At 71.0% G+C, this 17,218-nt stretch carries 19 protein-coding genes and 1 tRNA gene; 10 read left to right on the forward strand and 10 right to left on the reverse strand.

Annotated elements, in window-relative coordinates; all coding sequences use genetic code 11:
* Positions 1 to 113: 113 nt before the first annotated feature.
* Positions 114 to 186, forward strand: a tRNA-Gly gene (locus DVS28_RS10375).
* Positions 187 to 417: 231 nt separating this feature from the next.
* Here the strand turns inward: DVS28_RS10375 and DVS28_RS10380 are convergent.
* The 3 genes from DVS28_RS10380 to DVS28_RS10390 form a co-directional block, all read right to left on the reverse strand.
* Entirely contained in the window at positions 418 to 1,677 is a 1,260-nt protein-coding gene (locus tag DVS28_RS10380; RefSeq protein ID WP_114591380.1) for a HipA domain-containing protein, read from the reverse strand.
* Positions 1,674 to 2,114 carry a helix-turn-helix transcriptional regulator gene (locus DVS28_RS10385; RefSeq protein WP_114591381.1) on the reverse strand — a complete coding sequence of 147 codons (441 nt, stop codon included), beginning with the start codon at positions 2,112 to 2,114 and terminating at the stop codon, positions 1,674 to 1,676. The genes DVS28_RS10380 and DVS28_RS10385 overlap by 4 nt, the downstream gene beginning before the upstream one ends.
* A 141-nt stretch (positions 2,115 to 2,255) precedes the next feature.
* Positions 2,256 to 3,314, reverse strand: a complete 1,059-nt coding sequence (locus DVS28_RS10390) for an RDD family protein (RefSeq protein WP_114591382.1) — start codon at positions 3,312 to 3,314, stop codon at positions 2,256 to 2,258.
* 142 nt (positions 3,315 to 3,456) lie between these two features.
* On the opposite strand from DVS28_RS10390, the gene DVS28_RS10395 reads away from it, so the two are divergent.
* On the forward strand, positions 3,457 to 3,837 hold the full coding sequence (locus tag DVS28_RS10395) for a ChaB family protein (protein ID WP_114591383.1): 381 nt from the start codon (positions 3,457 to 3,459) through the stop codon (positions 3,835 to 3,837).
* 39 nt (positions 3,838 to 3,876) lie between these two features.
* On the opposite strand, the gene DVS28_RS10400 is transcribed toward DVS28_RS10395, so the two are convergent.
* Positions 3,877 to 4,389, reverse strand: a complete 513-nt coding sequence (locus DVS28_RS10400; RefSeq protein WP_216826539.1) for a DUF3253 domain-containing protein — start codon at positions 4,387 to 4,389, stop codon at positions 3,877 to 3,879.
* 28 nt (positions 4,390 to 4,417) lie between these two features.
* Positions 4,418 to 4,543: a hypothetical protein gene (locus DVS28_RS29945; RefSeq protein WP_281273541.1), complete on the reverse strand. Its 126-nt coding sequence runs from the start codon at positions 4,541 to 4,543 to the stop codon at positions 4,418 to 4,420.
* A 99-nt stretch (positions 4,544 to 4,642) separates the two neighbouring features.
* Here DVS28_RS29945 and DVS28_RS10405 point away from each other — a divergent pair, with 99 nt between their 5' ends.
* From DVS28_RS10405 to DVS28_RS10425, 5 genes are all read left to right on the forward strand, one after another.
* Positions 4,643 to 4,972, forward strand: a complete 330-nt coding sequence (locus DVS28_RS10405) for a hypothetical protein (protein ID WP_114591385.1) — start codon at positions 4,643 to 4,645, stop codon at positions 4,970 to 4,972.
* A gap of 9 nt (positions 4,973 to 4,981) precedes the next feature.
* Positions 4,982 to 5,536 carry a hypothetical protein gene (locus DVS28_RS10410; RefSeq protein ID WP_114591386.1) on the forward strand — a complete coding sequence of 185 codons (555 nt, stop codon included), beginning with the start codon at positions 4,982 to 4,984 and terminating at the stop codon, positions 5,534 to 5,536.
* Positions 5,536 to 6,015, forward strand: coding sequence for a DUF421 domain-containing protein (locus DVS28_RS10415; RefSeq protein ID WP_114594114.1), 480 nt, complete (start codon positions 5,536 to 5,538; stop codon positions 6,013 to 6,015). Before DVS28_RS10410 ends, DVS28_RS10415 begins: the two co-directional genes overlap by 1 nt.
* A 140-nt stretch (positions 6,016 to 6,155) precedes the next feature.
* Entirely contained in the window at positions 6,156 to 7,064 is a 909-nt protein-coding gene (locus DVS28_RS10420) for an NAD-dependent epimerase/dehydratase family protein (protein WP_114591387.1), read from the forward strand.
* A 53-nt stretch (positions 7,065 to 7,117) separates the two neighbouring features.
* Entirely contained in the window at positions 7,118 to 7,897 is a 780-nt protein-coding gene (locus tag DVS28_RS10425; RefSeq protein WP_114591388.1) for an SDR family NAD(P)-dependent oxidoreductase, read from the forward strand.
* A gap of 71 nt (positions 7,898 to 7,968) precedes the next feature.
* On the opposite strand, the gene DVS28_RS10430 is transcribed toward DVS28_RS10425, so the two are convergent.
* Together DVS28_RS10430 and DVS28_RS28325 are read right to left on the reverse strand one after the other, a co-directional pair.
* Positions 7,969 to 8,532 (reverse strand): hypothetical protein, encoded by a 564-nt coding sequence (locus DVS28_RS10430; protein ID WP_114591389.1) that lies wholly within the window; start codon positions 8,530 to 8,532, stop codon positions 7,969 to 7,971.
* A gap of 105 nt (positions 8,533 to 8,637) precedes the next feature.
* Entirely contained in the window at positions 8,638 to 9,939 is a 1,302-nt protein-coding gene (locus DVS28_RS28325) for an MFS transporter (RefSeq protein ID WP_164710366.1), read from the reverse strand.
* Between the two features lie 129 nt (positions 9,940 to 10,068).
* Here DVS28_RS28325 and DVS28_RS10435 point away from each other — a divergent pair, with 129 nt between their 5' ends.
* The gene (locus DVS28_RS10435; protein WP_164710367.1) at positions 10,069 to 11,784 is read left to right on the forward strand and encodes a serine/threonine-protein kinase; all 1,716 of its coding nucleotides are present in this window, start codon (positions 10,069 to 10,071) and stop codon (positions 11,782 to 11,784) included.
* A gap of 13 nt (positions 11,785 to 11,797) precedes the next feature.
* Here DVS28_RS10435 and DVS28_RS10440 read toward each other — a convergent pair whose 3' ends face one another.
* Positions 11,798 to 12,352 (reverse strand): NADPH-dependent FMN reductase, encoded by a 555-nt coding sequence (locus DVS28_RS10440; RefSeq protein WP_114591391.1) that lies wholly within the window; start codon positions 12,350 to 12,352, stop codon positions 11,798 to 11,800.
* Entirely contained in the window at positions 12,349 to 13,107 is a 759-nt protein-coding gene (locus DVS28_RS28330) for a DUF998 domain-containing protein (RefSeq protein WP_216826540.1), read from the reverse strand. Before DVS28_RS28330 ends, DVS28_RS10440 begins: the two co-directional genes overlap by 4 nt.
* On the opposite strand from DVS28_RS28330, the gene DVS28_RS28335 reads away from it, so the two are divergent.
* Positions 13,106 to 13,810, forward strand: coding sequence for a M23 family metallopeptidase (locus tag DVS28_RS28335; protein WP_164710369.1), 705 nt, complete (start codon positions 13,106 to 13,108; stop codon positions 13,808 to 13,810). The two genes, DVS28_RS28330 and DVS28_RS28335, sit on opposite strands and share 2 nt — an antisense overlap.
* Positions 13,811 to 13,860: 50 nt before the next feature.
* Here the strand turns inward: DVS28_RS28335 and DVS28_RS10455 are convergent, their stop codons facing one another.
* The gene (locus DVS28_RS10455; RefSeq protein WP_114591394.1) at positions 13,861 to 15,279 is read right to left on the reverse strand and encodes an aldehyde dehydrogenase family protein; all 1,419 of its coding nucleotides are present in this window, start codon (positions 15,277 to 15,279) and stop codon (positions 13,861 to 13,863) included.
* Between the two features lie 215 nt (positions 15,280 to 15,494).
* Here DVS28_RS10455 and DVS28_RS10460 point away from each other — a divergent pair, with 215 nt between their 5' ends.
* The gene (locus DVS28_RS10460) at positions 15,495 to 17,168 is read left to right on the forward strand and encodes a protein kinase domain-containing protein (RefSeq protein ID WP_114591395.1); all 1,674 of its coding nucleotides are present in this window, start codon (positions 15,495 to 15,497) and stop codon (positions 17,166 to 17,168) included.
* Positions 17,169 to 17,218 lie beyond the last annotated feature (50 nt).

A 17,218-nucleotide genomic window follows, 5' to 3' on the forward strand; every position in this document is an offset into this window, starting at 1 on the left:
GGCGCCCCCGGTCCGACCGGCCGGGGTCGGAACCACGGTCACGAGATTTCTCCGAGAAAGACCATGTCGTGGTTTGCAGACCCCGGGAGGTCGAGGCATACTCACCAGTCCACGCGGACGTGGCTCAGTTGGTAGAGCACCACCTTGCCAAGGTGGGGGTCGCGAGTTCGAATCTCGTCGTCCGCTCGAGACCTGCTCCAGTTATTGGAACATGGTCCAACCCCTGCGAAAGCCCCCAAATCTTGGGGGCTTTCGTGGTTTTCGAGGTGGTGTCAGCGAGTCATGGTGGCTTCGATTGGCTCACGTGGCTGTGGATCCCCCCTCCGCGATCTCCACGGGGACGGCGTGGTGGCTGGTTCTCCCGGTTGCCAATCTCCACGTCAGGACGGCGTTATCGGCCTGTCGTCCGAGCTGTCCTCAGCTGGCGGCCAACACCCTCCGGCACCGAAGGAGGTGGCGTGCCATCGCGTCGGCCAGCTTCTCAGCGGCCACGCCGTTGACGGTCCCGGGCAGCGCGTCGACCACCTCGACCAGCGCACCCCCGACCCGGTCGACGAGGGCGTCGACCCGATCGACGACCACCGTGGGGGAGAGGTCGAAGTCGGCGCCGACCGCCGCCAAGTGGTGACGGCGGACCTTGTGCATGCGGTAGTAGCCGATCTTGAGCGACAGCTTCATCTCACGCCAGTGGTAGTAGGGGGCGGCCGAGGCCATGTCGTAGGCCGGCGCCAGCGCGACGTCACCACGGTCGAGCAGGACCGACACGTTCTTGGCATGCAGGTCGGTTGCAGCCAGCAGCCAGCTGCACACGGCCAGGTCGAACAGCCGTGGCAGGTCCTGGCCCGCTCCTGAACGGCGCAGGACCGCAGCAACGTCGGCCCATGACGGCCCACCGTCGTTCTGGTACTTCCGCTCCGGGTGGACACCCAGTGCTTGGCACAGATCCTCCTGATGGACCCTCCGTGCGGCCCCGTCGACGACGAACCGGTCGTAGCGGGTGGACACCAGCGTCGGGATCCCACCGAAGTCGACGATGCGGCTGTTCGCGGTCGGCAAGCCGACCTTCGCCAGCACCTGCAGGATCACGTGCTCGTTGAGGGCGAAGTCGGTCAGCCGACCCGACTGCGGCTTGAGGATGTGGGTCGTGGCCGCGGCCCCCAACGGGCGCGCCCAACCACGGTCGGCGTCGTGGGCCAGCGCCATCTTCGGTTGGGTGCCGGCGAGGGAGAAGTAGCCCGAATCGGCCAGCTTCGCCGGCGTGTTGGTGGTGTCGGCCGCGAGGATGTCCCCCAGGGCCGTTGCGACGTCGGTATCGGACATCCACTGCAGCTGGCCGACCGTGGACGGGGGTGTGTCGTCAGGGGTGAACTGGACGGCTCCCGCACAGTCCAACCCGATGCGGGTGGAGAGCAGTGCGAACGGGTGTGTGGCCACCTGCATGGTCCTTGCCCAGCGGGCGAGGGTCCGGTCGTTGTCGGGCAGCAGGCCGTGCAGCCACGGGCTGATCCGGTCGTGTGGGTGGGTCGGCCGGGTCAGCGGCATCGACAGCGACAGCGGCGTGGCGTCGTCGTCGAGCCGCCAGTCCGGGTCGTAGACCAGCTCGAGGGTGCCGGCGGTGCGGGTCAGGGTCGCGGCGTGCCGCCCCGACACCCACACGTGGAGGCTGCCGGTGTTCACCGGGAGGTGCGGCCGGACCGCTGGCCGAGGAGCTCCCGCCAGTCGCCGTCCTCGTCGTCGACGCCACCGAGCTCATCATCCTCATCGAGCTCATCATCATCGAGCTCGTCATCGACGTCACGACTGCCCCACAGGCTGCCCCCATCGGCTGCTGTGGTGGCAAGCCCGGAGCCGGTGCGGGCCAGGAGGGCGTCCAGCAGCCCCCGACCGGACAAGTGCTCGTCGTGGGAACGGGGCCGCGCGGACAGGTCGAGGTCGAGCGCACCGAGCAGCGCCAGGACCGTGGACAGGGTCGGATCCGACCTGCCGGCCTCGATGTGGGACACCCAGGCACGCGAACGGTCGGCGGCGCCGGCGAGGTCGGCCTGGGTCCACCCGAGCTCGGCTCGGCGACCGGCGATCAGCAGGCCGAATGCCTTCGCGTCAGTGATACGCATCGTTGACTCCGTTGTGTGGGCCACCACACATTCCGGGGGGGATGTGTGCTCCACTTTACACTGTGCCGAAAAGGTGTGCTCGACCACACATTGCCGTTTCAGGTGTGGCATGGCACACATTTGCCCTGGGCTCGAGACCGGTCAGCGGTGGGGCGACTCCAGCCGACGGTCGGTGTCGGCCAGCCAGCGGGCAAGTGGCGTGTCGCCGGCCGCACCGCGGCGGCCCCAGTCGTAGACCACCGCCGCGCCGGCCGCCCGGTCGTGGAGCGTCCGACGGTGGGGGCCGAGCAGCATCACGGCGAAGCCGCCGAGGAACACCAGCGACAGCGGAAGCACAGCGGTCCAGGCCACCACCCGTCCGAGCCCCAGCGGTTCACCGTCGCGGCGCAGCAGCCGGATGCCGACCAAGCCCATCCCCGCCGTGCGACCGCCAACCGTCAGCGTTGACACCCAGTAGGTGGCCATCCAGCCGAGCAGCCCGGCGAACCACAGCGCCCCGGGTGTCCCGCCCCCGCCGATGTCCAGCCCGAGCACGCCGTTGAGGACCCAGCCGACCGCCGCGGTGAAGGCGGTGTAGAGGCCGGTCGACAGGGTCAGGTCGGCGCCGACGGCGAGCAGTCTCGACAGGAGTCCGGCATAGCGACCAGCCATCTCCGCGGGGACGCCGACCTCGTCGAGGCGCAGGACGGGGTCGTCGGTGCCGCTGACCAGCGCGGCGGGGCCCGCCGGCATTCGGTCGTGTGACCGGCCGGTCAGCCGGTACAGCAGCCGCATCAGCACCAGGTCCACCGCCACGACCTGACGGCGCACGCCGTCAATCGCCGTGCCTGCCACTCGCCCGGTGGACTCCGCCACCACGTCGGCGATCCCGGCCCGCTGGACGAGGGCCTGTACGTCGACCCGCTCGAGCAGGCGGTCGGCGTCCACCCGGTCCAGCAGGCGATCGGCGTCCACCCGGTCCAGCAGGCGGTTGACGTCCACCCGGTCCAGCAGCAGGTTGACGTCGACGTGGTCCAGCAGGCGGTCGACGTCCACCCGGTCCAGCAGGGCGTTGACGTCGACCCGTGCGAGATGGCCGTCCAGGTCAACCTCTGCGACCGCAGCGTTCAGGTCCACGCCTCGCACGGCTGCGTCGGCCAGCAGCCCGGCCAGGTCACCGATCCGACGGGATCCTCGGGGGTGGTGACGGGGATCGCTCATGGAGTCGTTCTACCGCACGGACACGTCCCGGCGGGCCCACGGGGTCAGGTGGGGCCGGCGTCGAGACAGGTGCATCGTCGGTGCCCCATCCGGGTAGACCCCTCCAGCACCCAACGTCCCGCACCCGAGAGGAGCATCCACAATGCCGACCGACGAGGAAGACCTGCCGGGGACAATCGAACGCTCGCCCGCCAAGGCGCAGCGGACCTACCGCAAGACGTTGGACAGCGCCCACGAGCAGTACGACAGCGAGGAGCAGGCGCATCGTGTCGCCTACGGGGCGCTCAAGCACTCGTTCGAGAAGGTGGGCGACCACTGGGAACCGAAGGACGAGAAGGGTCCGTCGGACGAGCGCGCCGCACGGGGTGGCCCTGACACCCGCGGTGAGACCGCAGGAGGGGTTGACGTACGCGGGCACACCCGGGACGAACTCTATGAACGTGCCAAGGCGCTCGGCATCGACGGACGGTCGTCGATGACCAAGATCGAGCTGGGACAGGCCATCGCCCGGGCACAGGACTGACCGAGGATCCGGCCGTCCCGGTGAGGGGATCGGGACTCCTCAGAACCGAGGGCCACGACGCAGCCGGATGGGTCCCTTCACGCCGCTGCGGGTCGTCAGGTCGTCGTCGCCCTGCGTGGCCCGGAGGAGGCCGTCGTCGACCATCGCCCACAGGTGCGACCGGACCGCGGCCATGTGGTCGCGCCACCGCTCGCCGCCCACGATCCGGGCGACATCGCTCGGGCAGATGGACGACGCGGGGTCCCGGCTGCGAAGGAGCGCCACCGCTGCTGACGCCGACCGCGCGGCGAGTGACTCGTCGGTGACCGGGTCCCACCAGGGTCGGCCACGTTCGCCCAGCGCGACCTTGGTGTCCTGAACCCGATCGCGAGCGTTCTGCACCGCTTCCTCGCCATCGGCATCCCTGATGGCCCGCCGTGCGGCCATCAGCTCATTGACCAGCTCCTGCCGAAGCGTCTCGGGAATCGAGGGGTCGGTAGCCCGCCAGCGACGGCCGTTGACGACGATGTGGTGACCGTCGGCGGTGACCGGCGGCCCGTTCCCGTCACTCACCGGCGACAAGCGCCCGCGCGCGGCGGCCTCACCGCTGACGGGAGGTCGTGGCCATGCGGTCGGCGGTCGTGCGCATCCGGCGCGAGATCTGTTCGGCGTTGTCAGCAAGGCCGAAGGCGGCCGAACCAACGGTGCGCAGGATCGTGGCGAGCATCAGTACCTTCCTGGGGAGAGAGATGGTTGGACGGGGCGGGAGAGTGATGCCCCGCCGGGTCACGGTCGACACCTGTGCTCGGCGGGTACGGTCCCGCCGATGACCGACTCGACCATCCTGTTCGCCCAGCAACTCGACGACGGCCGCCAGTTCCGGACAACCGCGAACGGTGGTTTCGAGGGCCTGGAGATCCGCAACGAACGGACCGGCGCTGACGGTGACGTGACCGCCTGGGGGCGCCGCTACGACCCTGCTGGGGTGGCGGGCATCGTGGCGCTGCTCGGTGGCAACGCCGACGACCTCGACGACCCGGTGGGGTTCCTCCATCGGTTGGCCGCCGCCGGTGACCTGCCCGCAGACCAGCCCCTTGACGGCTGGCTGGCCGAGCACGGCGTCGGTGGTGACCCGCTCGACGTCGGCGGCACATAGGATGCGCCGATGTCTCCAGCGACACCAGAGGTCCTGAACACGGTGACGCCGACCGCGGATCCGGACACCACGCAGTCCCACGACGAGGCCGCTCGTGGACGGCTGGTCCGCCGGATCGTGCTCGGATGCTTCACGGTGTTCGTCGCGTTGGGCCTGATGGGCGTGTTCGGGTACCGACAGGGCACCACCACGAGCGAGGCCCATGGTCTCCGCGTGGAGGTCGAGCATCCTGCGGTCACTCGCGGTGGCCTCCCGGCCTCGTGGCAGCTGCTGATCACGACCACCGACGGCACACCGCTGCCCGGTGTCGTGGAGGTCGACTCCGACCCCCGCTGGTTCGCGCTGTTCGACGTCAACGGGATCGAGCCCTCCCCGGTGGAATCCGACCAGGACGAGGACCACCTGATCTGGCGATTCGACACCTTCGGGAGGGACCAGCTCGTGGTCTCCCTCGACGTCCGCACACAGCCCGACGCGCGTTGGGGGCGGGACGGCCGCACCACCGTCCGGGTCGGCGACGAACCACCGGTCGAGGTCACCTACCGAACGTGGGTGAGTCCCTGATGGAGATCGTCATCCGGGCCACCGTGGTGTTCTGGCTGCTGTGGACGTTGCTGCGAGCGGCCGGCAAGCGAGAGCTCGCGGAGATGACGCCCTTCGAGCTGATCGTCCTCGTCGTCATGGGGGACCTGATCCAGCAGGGCGTGACGCAGGAGGACATGTCGCTGACCGGGGCAGCGCTGGCCGTGACGACGATGATGCTGTGGGCCACGCTGCTGAGCTACCTCGGGTTTCGCAGCGCCCGAGTTGGGCGGCTGCTGGAGTCCACACCGGCCATCGTGATCGTGGACGGCAGGTTCGACGACAGGATGCTCGACCTGCACCGGTTGACCGAGGAAGACGTCCTGGACGAAGCCCGCAACGCCGGCATCGCCACGGTGGAGCAGGTGCGATTCGGGGTCCTCGAAGCCGACGGCAAGCTGTCCTTCATCCGCCGGGACGATCAGGCGGTCACCGAGACGCAGCCACCGGACCCTGCCTGAGCCATGTCAGTCCCGGCCGGTCAGCCGACCGCCGTCGACGACCCACCCGCAGCACAACGACAGAGCGAATCTGTCACAACCCCGCGGCCTCACCCGTCGGATGTGGTGACCACACCACCTGCCACAGGGAGGACAACGACATGAAGGTGTTCATCGCAGGCGCCACGGGCGGTCTGGGTCGGCTGGCCGTCACGCGGCTGACCGCCGCAGGTCACGACGTCACGGGCATCGCCCGCACCGACCGGAGCGCGGCGTTGCTGGACCGGCTGGGTGCAACCCCTGCCCGGCTCGACCTGTTCGACGACACCGCCGTCACCTCGGCCGTCGCCGGGCACGAGGTGGTGATGAACCTCGCCACGAGGATCCCCACCGGCGGATCGGCCGCCACCAGGAAGGGCTGGGTCGAGAACGAACGGCTCCGTCGGGACGGGTCGCGCATCCTTGTCGACGCGGCGCTGGCCGGCGGTGCCACCCGCTTCGTGCAGGAGTCCATCTGCTTCTCCTACGCCGACCACGGAGCGGACTGGATCACCGAGGACGCCGCGCTCGAACCGCTGTCCCTGAACGCCGCCATGGTCGACGCCGAGGACAGCGCGGCGCGGTTCACCGCTGCGGGCGGCAACGGTGTCGTCCTGCGGTTCGGCCAGTTCGTGCAGCCCGAGTCGCCCATGACCCAGGCGTTGCTGGACGGCGCCGCCAAGGGACGGGTTCCCCTCGTCGGCCGACCCGACGCCTACCAGAGCATGGTCGACGTGGGCGATGCGGCCGCGGGCGTGGTGGCCGCACTCGACGCCCCCGCCGGCACCTACAACGTCTGCGAAGAACGGCCGGCCACGCGTGCCGAACACCTCGCTGCGCTCGAGGCCGTCGTCGGCCACCGGGTCAGGATGTTGCCCAGGGCCGCCGCGATGGTGCCCGTCATGGCGTTCATCGCCAGGTCCCAGCGGGTGTCCAGCCACCGCTTCGTGGAGGCCACGGGCTGGCGGCCGACCGTCCCTGCCGTGGTCGACGCCTGGCCGGCCGTGGCCCGAGCGATCGCAGCCAGCTGACCGCCACCGCAGCCGGTTCGTCCGCACCCCCTCGACCTGCGTAGCGTGGAGGCATGAGCTACGACTTCACCGGCAAGATCGCCGTCGTCACCGGAGCCTCCTCCGGACTCGGCGAGGCGACCGCCATTCGCCTGGCCGGCCTCGGCATGACCGTGGTGGCGGTCGCCCGTCGGGAGGAACGCCTCGAGGCACTGGCCGCCGCACACGCCGGGATCGTCCCACGGGTCGCCGACGTGGCCGACACCGATTCGGTCGACGCGCTGGTGGCGTGGGTGACCGAGGAGTACGGCGCGTGCCACGTGCTGGTCAACAACGCCGGTGTCGGCGGTGGGGCGCTGACGTCCCGAGGCGATCTCGACGACGCCCTTCGCACCATCGACATCAACCTGCAGGGCGTCATCCGCTGCATGCTGGCCTTCGCCGACCTGCTGGAGTCCAGCGCCCCGGCGAGGGTCGTCAACATCGCCTCGGTGGCGGGCAAGGTCGGCATCGGTCCGGCGGCCTACGCCGCCAGCAAGTTCGGCGTCGTCGGGCTCAGCGAGTCGCTGTCGTATGCCTGGGCGTCCCGTGGCATCTCGGTCTGCTCGCTGAACCCCGGCTTCATCGAGACGGAGGGCTTCCCGCAGACGCAGGTCAAGCGGAGCCCGATCGGCCGCTTCGTGGGCCAGCCGGAGATGGTCGCCGAAGCCGTCGAGGAGGTCATCCGGTCGGGCAAGAGCGAGAAGACGGTGCCCCGTTGGTACGCCCCGCTGGTGACCCTGCGCCACGTGGCCCCGCCGGTGTTCCGCGCCGTGGCCGGCCGCATGGATCGTGCGGGCGGCTCCAGGGACTGAGCTCGTCCGGGTTCGACGGGAGGTGTCCAGGGGAAGACACGGCCACCTCCCGTCGGCCCGTAGGCGCGGGCCTACTGTCCGGCGCCGCCGTCGATGACCTCGCGGTCACCGAGCGGTGCGTCCAGGGTGATGGTGTGCTGCTTGGCCTGGGCGATCTCGATGCAGGCGACATTGGCGTCGTCGGGGTGGACGCTGGCCTCGAACAGGGTGACGGTGACGGCGGTGTCGGTCTCCTCCACCTTCACCTCGGCCAGGGCGGTGCAGGGCTCGACGCCCGACCACCACCGGACGACCAGGGTGTCACCGTCGGACTCGACGGACTCGAACCCCCGTGCCCGGGGCGTGCCCTCGGTGTCGACGATCGCCGTTTCCTGCCACGCGGTGCAGCCCTCGGGCGGGCAGTCCTCGGCGTCGGGGTCGACCGGGACGTCGTCGCAGCCCTCGGTCACCTCCGGCGAGCAGATGCCCGCTCCGGCGTCGGGGGACCCGGCGTCGGGCGGGGAGGACACGCTGCTGCCCGGATCGTCGGCGGCGGAGGTTTCGTCGTCGGCGGATCCTGCGCTGTCGGCGCAGGCGGCGGTCAGCAGCAGGAGGACAAGGAAGAGGCCGGCGAGCGGCAGGCGGCGGGCGAACACGGTTGAATGCTCCTCGTGGGTTGGCAGGGGACCCCTCTGGTCCCCGGTACCCGTGTTGGAGGTACATCAGCCCCGGATCGTTCCGAGGAGTTCAGCGCCGTGTCGTCAGCTGTCGGGGGCACCGGACACCTCGGGGAGGGACCGGCCCACGAGGACGCCGGCCAGACCGGCTGCAGCCAGGAACGCCAGCGCCAATCGCGGGCCCGCCAGGGCCAACCCGCTGCTGATCGCACCGGCCCCGAGCAGCACCACGCCCATGGCGGTGTTGGACGCCGCCACGTAGGTGGTCCGCTGGTCGCCCTCCGCCATGTCGGTCACATAGGTCTTGCGTCCCAGCCGTGCGCCCTCGTGCGCGAGGGCCAGCAGGAAGTAGGCGGCGGGGAACAACCAAGCAGCATCGACGCCGGCACCGACGACCAGGAAGGCCACGACCACCGCAGAGGCCGCCCCGGCCGCGGCCATCATCGTCCGACGGCTGGAACGGTCCGCGAATCGGCCCCACATGCGCCCGCCCAGCATGGACGCCAACCCCTGCGCGACGACGAACAACCCGAGCTGGGCCAGCGCCGCCTCGCCCTCCTCGTTGGACAGCGCCACCACGAACGGCGGAGACAACGCCGACACGAGCAACAACGCCCGGGCCGTCACGAACCGGCGGAACGGCGCGTCGTGCCGCAGGGTCGCGAGCGTCGACACGTCCTCGCGGTCGTCAGAGGAGGAGGACTCCACATCCGTGGGTTCCCGCACGGTCGCGAAGACCACCGCGGCGATGGCCCACATCACCGCTCCTGCGGCGAGCAGTCCGCCGAGCACCGCTGCTCCGGAGTCCTGCCCGACCAGGCGCAGTCCCAGGCCGAGGGCGATCGTCACCACTCCGGAGGTGACCGAGGCCAGACCCGACACCTGACCGCGCTGTCCCTTCGGGATCGTCCGACCCAGCACGTCCTTGTAGGCGATCGACGACATGGCCCGGCTGACGGCGAAGGCCGCCAACGCGGCGAGGACGGCGACCCCGGCAGCGATCCCACGCAGGCCGACTGCGGTGGCAGCGATCGCCGCGACGGCCAGCGCCTGCCCGACGGCACCGGCGACCCACACACGCGAACGACGTTCGACGCGACGGATCCGCGGCAGCATCGCGGCCTGCGGCAGCAGGGACCCTGACTCGCGGATCGGCACGAGCAGCCCCGTCAGCCCGGCAGGGGCCCCGACGGTCACGAGCAGCCACGACAGCACCGACTTCGGGTCGGCGATGCGGTCGCCGATCTTCTGCAGCGTCAGCGCGGACACGATGCGCAGGGTGTTGCCGGGCGCCGCCTCGGCCACCTCCGGCTCGACGTCGTCGCTGCCCGTGGCGTCGTCGTCGATGAGCAGGTCATACAGGCGCGCGGCGACATCGGCAGACATGCGCTCGACCATGCCCCAACCGACCGCCGTTCATGCGACATTCGTCGTAGGTCCAGCGGTGGTGACGAGTTGCCGACGGACCCGTCGCACCGCCCCCTCCACGACGGTCCGGGCCGGTACGCTCAGGCCGTGGCCGGACCGGACGACTCTCCCGACATCTCGCCGCTGGCCGGGGCCCCCGTGATCGAGGGCTACACCGTGACGGGACTGGTCGGGCGTGGCGGATTCGCTTCGGTGTGGGCGGCCGAGCAGGGGGCGGTGGCCGGCCGGGTGGCCATCAAGGTCATCAACGTCGCCGACACCGACGCCGACACGCTGCTGCGGTTCGAGCGGGAGAGCCAGGCCATGGGGGCCCTCCGCGGGCACCCGCACATCGTCACCATCCTCGACGCCGGCCACACCACCGACGGGCTGCCCTACCTGGTGATGGAGCTGCTGGAGTCCGGTTCGTTGCAGGGCGACCTGGTTCGCCGACGTGACGCGGGGGAGGGGCCGATGCCCGTCGAGCGGGTGCTGGACCTGGGCGTCAAGCTGGCCTCCGCGGTTGCCACCGCCCATTCCCGTGGGATCCTCCACCGCGACCTCAAACCCGGCAACGTGCTGCTCAGCGACTACGGCGAACCGCTGCTGACCGACTTCGGGGTGGCGCGACTGGTCGACCACGAGGCGTCGGTCAGCGGGCAGGCCCTGTCCGCGGGGTTCACCGCACCCGAGATCATCAGCGGTGGCCAGCCGTCGGTGGCCAGCGACATCTTCTCGCTGGGCTGCACCCTGTACACGCTGCTCGCCGGCCGATCGCCGTTCCGTCGGGCCGATGACGCCGGGTTGCTGCCGGCGCTCAGCCGCACCGTCGAGGAGCCGCAGCCCGACCTGCGGGAGGAGGACATCCCGTCGGTCGTGGTCGACATCCTCGACACGGCGCTGGAGAAGCAGCCCGAGGCGCGGTACCGGGACGCGGCCGAGATGGCCGATGCCCTGCAGCGCGCCCAGGAGTCGCTCGGCCTGACGCCCTCGACGGCGCCGTTCCCCGTCGATCCGGTGGCCCCGACGCTGCGGGCCGAGCTGGGCCCCGACCGGTCCGCGCCGACGATCGTGACGTCGTTTCCCGGAGTGTCCGCCGGGCCGGATGCGCCGCCGGTCCCCGCCTCGCCGGCTGCCGCAGAACCCGTTGCGTTGCCCCGGGGAACGGCTGCCGGGGTGGGGGATGACCACGCGACTGCGTCCCCCCGACGGCGCGGCCGCCGGCGCGCACGTGCCGCGCTGGTGGGCGGCGGCGTCGTGCTCGGCATGCTGCTCAGCGCGGCCGCCATCTGGTGGTTCGTGCCCGACGACCCACCCCCGCCACCACCGCCTCCCCCTCCATCGGAAGGCGACGTCGGGGGAGCGGCAGTCGACGAGGTCGCCGTCGGCGGCTCCGAGCCCGAGACGTCGGTGCTCATCGAGGTCCCGCTGGTCGTCGAGGCTGCTGATGTGACGCTGGTCACCGACGATCCCGACGGCCCGGAGTTGCAGGTCCTGTACGGCGAGTGGGCGGCAGCCATCAACAGCGCGGCGTTCGATGCCCTGCACGACCTGTACACCCCGGCGTTCCGCAGCGACACGACGGTCGACGACCTCGCCGAGGAGTGGGACGGGGCGCGCATCACCTATCTCGCGCTGGAGGAGGTGGAACGAGGCGACGACGGCCGGTTGTTCGCCATCGTCGAGTACGACACCGAGAGCCAGATCGTCGGGAGCACGTCATCTGAGTGCACCGTGTGGATCCTCGAGGACACGCTGATCCCCACCGACGACGGGTACCAGCTGCACGACCACGAGCTGCTGGCAGAGCCGCGGGACTGCTGACGCAGTGGGCTGGTCAGGCAGCAGAACGGGAACCCACGCGGGTCGCGTGGTCGACGAGGGTCGCGATCAACGACTCCACCTCGGTGCGGTGCGGCTCGCCGACCAGGCGCCCGTCCTCGATGTGGGCGCGGGCCCGGGGGATCATGACCTGCTGGTCGAGCAGGTCAACGTCGTTGTGGGCGAACACCTCACGGAGGTGGGCCTGCGCACGTCGGCCGCCGCTCCCGCCGGCAGCGCTGATCACCGCGGTCGGCAGCTGTTCGAGCGGCGAGTCGGGTCCTCGTGACGCCCAGTCGATGGCGTTCTTCAGCACCGCCGGGACCGACCAGTTGTACTCCGGGGTAGCGATGAGGAGGGCGTCGGCGTCCTCCAGCGCGGTCCGCAGCGCCTCGACGGACTCGGGCACGCCGGCGTCCTCCAGGTCGCCGTCGTAGAACGGCAGATCACGCAGGTCGTGGAGGACGATGTCGACGTCGTCGGGAGCGAGCTCGATGGCGGTCCGCAGCACCGCGGTGTTGGTCGAGGCCGAACGCAGGCTGCCGGACAGGGCAAGGATGGAGAGGGTCATCGGTGTTCCGAGTGGGTTGAGTAAGTGGTTGAGCGCTCAACGTCTTTGGCTGCCGAGCTATTCCGAACCGAGGCGGAACCCGTCAGCAGCACCACCCCGGCCAGCACCCACCAGACGTCGGCGACGGTGTTGAAGCCGCGCTGGAGCAGCCCGCCATAGGCATCCCCCGCCAAGCCGAGCACCCAGGCGGTCATGCCGAGGACCCCGACCGCACCGAGTGCCACCGACGTCCAGCCGTACCGACGGGCACCCGCATGGATCGCGGCGCGCCCGCTGAGCAGCGGGCAGGCCATCAACGCGATGTAGCCCACCGTGGCCACGACGGAATGGCCGTTGTCGGTGAACGACGATCCCGGCCCGGGGCAGCCGGCGGAGCACGGGAACACCCCGGCCCCTGCGGTTGCGACACCGGTCACGACGATCGCGACCTGCAGCAAGCGACCTGCGCCGGGCAACCGGTCGGCCACCCGGGCGAACGGCAGGGCGCTCAACCCGAACAGCACGAAGGCTGCGGTCATCGCGGGCGCAGTCGAGGCGCCCAACTCGCCGAGCTCGCTGATGGCGTCCCGGGTCGGGGAGTAGCCGTCGCGCAGCGCCCCGGCGACCGCCCAGGTCGTGACGTAGACAATCGGACCGAGGATCGCCGCCCATGCGCCCACCAGAACGGAACGGGGCAGGGGAGGAGGCGACACGGGGACCATCCTGCCCGTCAACGCACCATCGGTACCGTCGGCGGCGTCGTAGGCTCCGAACATGAACCACCGTCGGGCAGCGCTGGCACGGCCGATCAGGACGGCGGCCGTCGCCCTCCTCGTCCTGCTGGTCGTCGCCCAGCCCGTGTCCGCAGGATGGGACCGCGGCTGGTCGGCGCCCACGAGCCAGCCGAGCCAGACCGTCGCCGCGGACGGCCGGACCGTGTGGCTGACCCACCAGCTGCCGTTCGCCGAGACGCCTCGGCTGCGCCTCCTCCACCCGGCTGCGGTCGTCGAGCACGTGGGACTGCACCAGTCCAACCACGAAGGTGCCCGGGACCAGCTACCGCTGGACAGCGCGGTCCCCTGGACCGAGATGCCGTCACGCGGCCGGCTGAGCGGGCCCCGGTCTGCGGCCGACGTGGTCGTGCCGCCTGACGAACCCATCCTCAGCCCCGTGACCGGCACGGTCATCAGGGCCGGCGGCTACCGGCTGTACTGCGTCCACGACGACAGCTTCGTCGTCATCTCCCCTGACGCCGCGCCGGACTGGGAGGTCAAGCTGCTGCACATCAGCGGCCTGCACGTCGAGGTCGGTTCGCGGGTGCTGGCCGGTTCGACCCAGCTGGCTGACCACGCCACGAGCTTCCCGTTCCGTTCACAGGTCGACGACATGACCGCCGAACCGTCGTGGCCCCACACGCACGTGGAGGTCGTCGATCCCTCCATCGAGAACGTCGGCAACCCCGGCAGCGGGGGCTGCTGACGCAGGCAGACGGCTGCTGACGCAGGCAGACGGCTGCTGACGCTGCTGACTCAGGGAGCCGGCAGGACGATCAGCTTCTCCGCCGTCATCTCCTCCAGCGTGTGGGGGATGCCGCCCAGGCCCAGGCCCGAGACCTTCCGCCCGCCGAAGGGCATCCAGTCAACCCGGAACGCGGTGTGGTCGTTGATCATCACGGCGTTGGCGTCGATGCGGGTGGCGGCGTACATCGCGCGGTTCACGTCGGCGGTGCAGATCGACGCCTGGAAGCTGAACGGCACGTCGTTGGCGGCCGCGATCGCCGCGTCGAGGGTGTCCACCGACGAGATGTTCATGACCGGCCCGAACACCTCCATGGTCCGCACCTTGGTGTCGGCGGGCGCGTCGACCAGCAAGGTCGGCGCGTAGCACTGGTTGTCCATCGGCTGACCGCCCTCGACCAGCCGGGCGCCCGCGGCCACCGCCTCCTGGACCCATTCGTGGACCCGATCGGCTTCGCCCTGCTCGATCAGCGGCCCGACCTGGGTGGCGGCCTCGGTCGGGTCACCGGTCACGAGTCCCGCGACCTCGGCACGAACCCGCTCCACCAGCTCGTCGGCCACGGACCGCAGCGCGAAGACCCGCTGGACCGAGACGCACACCTGGCCGGCGTGGTAGTAGCCGCCCTTGACGATCTTCGGCACCAGCGCCTCGAGGTCGGCGCCCTCGTCGACGATCAGCGGTGCGGCCCCGCCGTGCTCCATCGCGCACCGCACCCCGTCGGCCACCTTGCGTCGCAGGCCCCAGCCGACCTCGCCCGAACCGATGAAGCTGAAGAAGGCGATGCGTGGGTCGGTGACCAGCGACTCGGCCACCCGGCCGGGCATCGGCAGGACGACCGCCCAGTCCTCCGGCAAGCCGGCCTCCAGCAGCAGGTCGACCAGCGCGTGGCACGACAGGGGTGTGGCGCTGGCCGGCTTGATCGTCACCGGGCAGCCCGCTGCCACCGCCGGTGCGACCTGGTGCACGACCAGGTTGAAGGGGTGGTTGAAGGCGCTGACGGCGGCCACGAGCCCGCGGGGCTCGCGTGTGGTGAAGGCCAGCCGTCCCGCGGCGGCCGCGGTGCCACGCATGGGGACCTCGTGCCCCGCGATGCGGATGCCCTCTTCCGCGGCGAGCTCCAGCCCGTTGACCCCACGGGCCACCTCCGCCCTGGCGTCGGTCAACGGCTTGCCACCCTCGCGTGCGACCTGCAGGGCCAGGTCCTCCAGCCTGGACTCCGCCAGCCGTGCCGCGCGACGCAGGATCGCGGCCCGTTCGTGATGGGGCAGCCGCTGGGCACGGTCGGCGAACAACGCCGTCTGCCGCGCCAGCACGCGGTCGACCAGGGCCGCGTCGGCCTGCTCGACCTCCGCGATCACCTCGCCCCCATAGGGCGACCGCAACTCGCGGAACTCCTCCGTCGACCCTGCCCTCAGCGCCACCTTGGTCATGCTGTGGTTCTACCAGTGGGGGAGGGGCGAGGGAACGGCTGGCGGATGTTGTCACCGAACTGTCCGTGCGCCTGCTCCCCGGTACCGTCGGTCGGTCGATATGGTTCGTGGCCTGTCGCGTTGGGGCAGTGTGGGCCGGAGGCAGTCCGTGGCCACGGCACACGCGACTGCTCCCTTGCACGCGAGTCCCCCCGTGACCCCGACGAGCCCTGACCATGACGAGCCCCGAGCCCGACAGCGACGACCAGCGTCAACCGACGCTGATCGACCCTGCCCGCGCGCTCACCGAAGCCCCCGTCCGGCAGGAACCACGCGGCCCCCACCTCCACCAGCCGGTCACCGCCGGCCTGGTCATCGCCGACCGCTACGAGCTGCGTGACCGCCTGGGCGTCGGGGCCACCGCTGAGGTGTGGACGGGCCTGGACCGGCAGCTGGACCGGTTGGTCGCCGTCAAGCTGCTCCTCCCGGACTGGCGAGGGCACTCCGACGCCGCCGAGCGGTTCCGGCGCGAGGGTCGCATGACCGCCAAGCTGCAGCACCACGGCATCGTGAGCGTGCTCGACGCCGGGCTCGAACCCGACGGCACGGCCTTCCATGTCATGGAACTCGTGCACGGCGAATCGCTGGCCGACGCGATCGATCGGCGAGGACGGTTCGCCCCACAGGAAGTCGTCGACCTCGGGGTCGCGGTGCTCGACGCGCTGGCGCACGCCCACGCCGCAGGGCTCGTCCACCGCGACGTCAAACCCGGCAACATCCTGCTGGACGGCCGCGACGGCACCCCCAAGCTGACTGACTTCGGGGTGGCCAAGGTCGAGCACGGCGACCGCGACCTGACCTCCACCGGCATGATCATCGGCACCGCCGCCTACCTGGCGCCCGAGCAGGCGACCGGCGAGCCGCTCGACGGTCGTGCCGATCAGTACGCGCTGGGCTGCGTGCTGTTCGAGTGCCTGACCGGCCAACGTGCCTTCGACGGGACCACCCCGGTACAGATCGCTGGTGCGCGTATCGGCGTGCAGATCCGACCGTCGGACCGTGACCCGTCCGTGCCCCCGGGCCTCGACGCCGTGATCGCCCGGTCGATGGCGCCGGAACCGGCAGGACGCTTTCCCACCGCCGAGGCGATGGCGGAGGCGCTCAGGACGTCGCTCGACGAGGCGGCCGCGCACCAGGCGACGGCGGCCATGCCGTCGCTCCAGCCCGCACCCGACCAGCCGATCCCACCACAGCGGCCGGCCACCCCCGTCCCGCACCACGCCCCGGACCCGCAGCCCGCATCCGCGGCGCCGAGCACCGGTCGCCGTCGGGGTGGCCGATCCGTGCTCGCGATCGTCGCCTCGGCCGTGCTGCTGGCGGTCGCCGGGCTGCTGGCCATCGGGCTGGCCGGCGGTGACGACCCTGCGACGGGAGGCGACGAGACCGAGGACTCCGGCGGCGCAGCCAGCGGGGATCCGGTCGCCGTGGCGGGCGCGAGCGGGTTCGACCCGCAGGGCGACGGTGGCGAGCACGACGAGGACGCGGCGTTGCTGCTGGACGGCGACCCCTCCACCGCGTGGCAGACCGAGGGCTACAACTCCGCGTCGTTCGGCAACCTCAAGTCCGGGGTCGGCGTGACCCTGCAGCTGGCCGAACCCACCGACCTGTCCGCGGTCCGGCTGTTCGGGATCACGCCCGGCGTGACGGCCGAGGTCCGCGTGTCCGGCGACCGTCCGTCGTCGCTGGAGGACACCACCCTCGTCGGTACGGCCGAGGGTGGCGGTGACGTCGAGGTGGCCCTGGAGGGTGCCGACGGCGTGGGATGGGTGACGGTCTGGATCGTCCCGCCGCTGCCCAGCGACGGTGGCCGCCATCGGGCCTCGATCGGTGAGGTACAGCTGCTCCGATAGCCCTTCCGAGCGGCGTTCCGCACCAAATGACTCGCAGTCATTCGGAGTTA

Source organism: Euzebya pacifica, assembly GCF_003344865.1.
GTDB lineage: Bacteria > Actinomycetota > Nitriliruptoria > Euzebyales > Euzebyaceae > Euzebya > Euzebya pacifica.